Consider the following 2,985-nt stretch of genomic DNA (forward strand, 5'->3'; position numbering starts at 1 on the left):
CTCCAAGTCGTCGCGCGGTGTTGACACGCTCTGAGGTTTCCCGTGGGTACCCAATCTGCCGGGGCAGGGGGTACCCCGCCGCCTGGCAAATGGATGTTTTTGGCTCGAAGGCGCCCCTGTACGGGGGCAAGAGCTCCGGTACGTGCCGGATTCCTTCTGGCTGTACAAACCCGCCCAAAAGGCGGGGTGTGCAGAAGCAATCGGCACGGCAAGCGCGGCAATCGTTTTTCGAGTGCCGATGCCCGTTTTGCTGCGACCTAAGTCACTTCTGACTTACAAAATGTAGCTTGAAGTACCAGTTGTCACAGGAGCGTGCTCACATTTTAAAAGCGATTGTGCCAACTCCATCACGGATTTCCGTGGCGGGCAGGGGTGTGTAGGGCGCCTGAACCGGCCTCGCCAGGGCTTCAGCCGGTGATGCGTGGCAACAACAGTTAACTGACCCCGGCCCGATCCGGAGCCGGAGTGGTTTCAGTCGTCCGACCGCGAGGCGAAGAGCAGGCACATGAGCACCACGCCCAGAAAGGCGCCAGCTACAAAGATTCCGGTGTCGATTGCGAAGGTGTGCATGGTGTTTGGCGGCAAATTCCCTCCCAAGGGCTTCTTTTTGAAGCATTGGACCGAGCGCACCTGACCATCTGCTGATCGCAATAGGAATGCGGCAGCGGCGCTGAATAAAAGCGCCGGGCATCCCCAATACGTGGGATGACAACTTGTTCGTTTCTCCCTACTACCTCGTGCATCCCACGGTTAACGGTTATCAACTTTGCCCAGCAAGGGCATCCATCACATTTTGATAGACTAATGGGTAGCAAAACGTAAAAGCCGTTAGCTTTTCGTGGAAAAGTGATCCGCATCACTTTCTTAATACAAACGTTTAGCTACAAAAGATAAAATATAGGTACAGGGAGGAGCATTCAGCAACAGCTGATCCCTGTTTGGGCCGTGGTCGGCCTCGCTGCAACAACCAGGGGACTGTTTTGAGACGAGAAGTGAACGCGGCGGCATGGATTGCCGCTGCAATGTTGGGCGTAGCCGTGCTTCAGGGCTGCGCCGTGGCTCCGGGCATGGGTACCGTCGAGCCGTACCAGGTTGCCGAAGAACTGCCCCCCAAGTTCCAGTACCTGCCCGACGCCGCACCGGAAGACCGGATCACCCCCATCACGCCAGCCCTTGTGCGCACGCTGGCCAAAACCTCGCCCAAGAACGTGCCGCCCGAAGTGCAGGCCCTGTTCGGCAAGCCGCAGCGCTACACCATCGGCCCCGGAGACGTGGTGGGCGTCATCGTRTATGACCACCCCGAGCTGTTGCCCAATGCCGGCGCCGTCATCTCCCAGCAAGCCGACCCCACGGGCGTGAGCGTGGCGCCCGGCTTCATCGTCGATTCGTCGGGCGAAATCGCCTTTCCGTACGTTGGCCGCGTCAGGGTTGCGGGCCTTACCGAAGCCGAGGCTGGCGACCTGATCTCCAAGCTCATCGTCACCCAGGTGCGCGAGCCCGAAGTGACCGTGCGCATTCAGTCGTTCCGCAGCCGCCGCGCCTATATAGAAGGCGAAGTGCGCGTACCCGGCTCGCAGATCTTCACCGACGTGCCSATGACGCTGRSCGAGGCCATCAACCGCGCCGGCRGCATCACCGTCAACGGCAATCGCGCGGATGTCACCCTGGTGCGCGACGGCAAGTCCATCGACATCGACCTTACGCGCCTGCGCCAGGCTGGCCGCGACGGCAACGACATTCCGCTGAGAAACGGCGACACCATCCGCGTGGGCGCCCGCGAAGACGCCAAGGTGTACGTGATGGGCGAAGTCCTCGTTCCGTCTGCACTCACGATGCGCAGCAACGGCCGCCTCAACTTGAACGAAGCGCTGGGCGAAGCGGGCGGTCCGGTGCTTACCACCGCCAACCCCGGCCAGATCTATGTGATTCGCCAGGGTGCCACCGGCTTGCCCGCGATCTTCCACCTGGACGCCAAGAACCCCGCCGCCATGGTGCTGGCCAGGCAGTTCAGCCTGGAGCCGCAAGACGTGGTCTACATCGACCCCGTACCGCTCGTGAAGTGGAACCGCGTCGTCAGCTTGATTCTTCCGTCTGCGCAGGTGGTGAACAGCGCCAGCGAGACGTACGTCAGGCACCGCTAGTCGAAGCCTGAAAGTCCCGCGCCGCCTTTAGCGGTTGGTGGCACAGGGACTTGGCTCAAGAACAAGAACAACCGCAAGTGCGGCGTGACGGCAGGGGCCGTGCCGTCTTTTTTTGTGCCGGTAGTCAATATGCAAGCCATTCATTCAAATCGACCGATTGCCATCATTGGCCTGGGCTACGTGGGTCTGCCCCTTGCCGTGGAGTTTGGCAAGAAGCGCCAGGTGATCGGCTTCGACATCAATGCCAAGCGCATTGCCGAATTGCAGGGTGGACGTGACCACACCCTGGAAACCACACCGGAAGAACTGAAGGCTGCCGCTCAACTGGCGTTTACGTCGCACGCCGACGATCTGCGCGATTGCGCTGTTTTCATCGTGACGGTTCCCACGCCTATCGACAACGCCAATCGACCTGACCTGACGCCTCTCATCAAGGCCAGCGAAACCGTCGGCAAGGTGATGCCGGCTGGCGCGATCGTGATCTTCGAATCGACGGTGTATCCCGGAGCAACCGAAGAGGTCTGCGTGCCTGTGCTGGAAAAATTCAGCGGCAAGAAGTTCAACGTCGACTTCTTCTGCGGCTACAGCCCCGAGCGGATCAATCCTGGCGACAAGGAACACCGTCTGCCGACCATCAAGAAAGTGACCAGCGGCAGCACGCCCGAGGTCGCGGAAGCCGTTGACCAGCTCTACAGCCAGATCATCACCGCCGGCACTCACAAAGCCAGCAGCATCAAGGTGGCCGAAGCCGCGAAGGTGATTGAAAACACCCAGCGCGACGTGAACATTGCACTCATGAACGAACTGAGTCTGATCTTCCACAGGCTCGGTATCGACACAGGGG

General features: G+C 60.2%; 4 protein-coding genes. 3 read left to right on the forward strand and 1 reads right to left on the reverse strand.

Going from position 1 to position 2,985, the window contains the following annotated elements; genetic code table 11:
- Positions 1-471: 471 nt before the first annotated feature.
- Positions 472-516 carry a hypothetical protein gene (locus AC1DOC_RS27020; protein WP_369664481.1) on the reverse strand — a complete coding sequence of 15 codons (45 nt, stop codon included), beginning with the start codon at positions 514-516 and terminating at the stop codon, positions 472-474.
- Here AC1DOC_RS27020 and AC1DOC_RS27025 point away from each other — a divergent pair.
- From AC1DOC_RS27025 to AC1DOC_RS27035, 3 genes are all read left to right on the forward strand, one after another.
- Positions 506-634: a hypothetical protein gene (locus AC1DOC_RS27025; RefSeq protein WP_259347633.1), complete on the forward strand. Its 129-nt coding sequence runs from the start codon at positions 506-508 to the stop codon at positions 632-634. The two genes, AC1DOC_RS27020 and AC1DOC_RS27025, sit on opposite strands and share 11 nt — an antisense overlap.
- Before the next feature lie 433 nt (positions 635-1,067).
- Complete coding sequence (locus tag AC1DOC_RS27030) at positions 1,068-2,141, forward strand: polysaccharide biosynthesis/export family protein (RefSeq protein WP_478130860.1); 1,074 nt, start codon at positions 1,068-1,070, stop codon at positions 2,139-2,141.
- 129 nt (positions 2,142-2,270) lie between these two features.
- Positions 2,271-2,985, forward strand: a 715-nt coding sequence (locus tag AC1DOC_RS27035) for a nucleotide sugar dehydrogenase (RefSeq protein WP_478130861.1), incomplete at its 3' end; no start/stop codon positions are given.

It is taken from the genome of Variovorax sp. 01T439_2 (genome assembly GCF_056398445.1).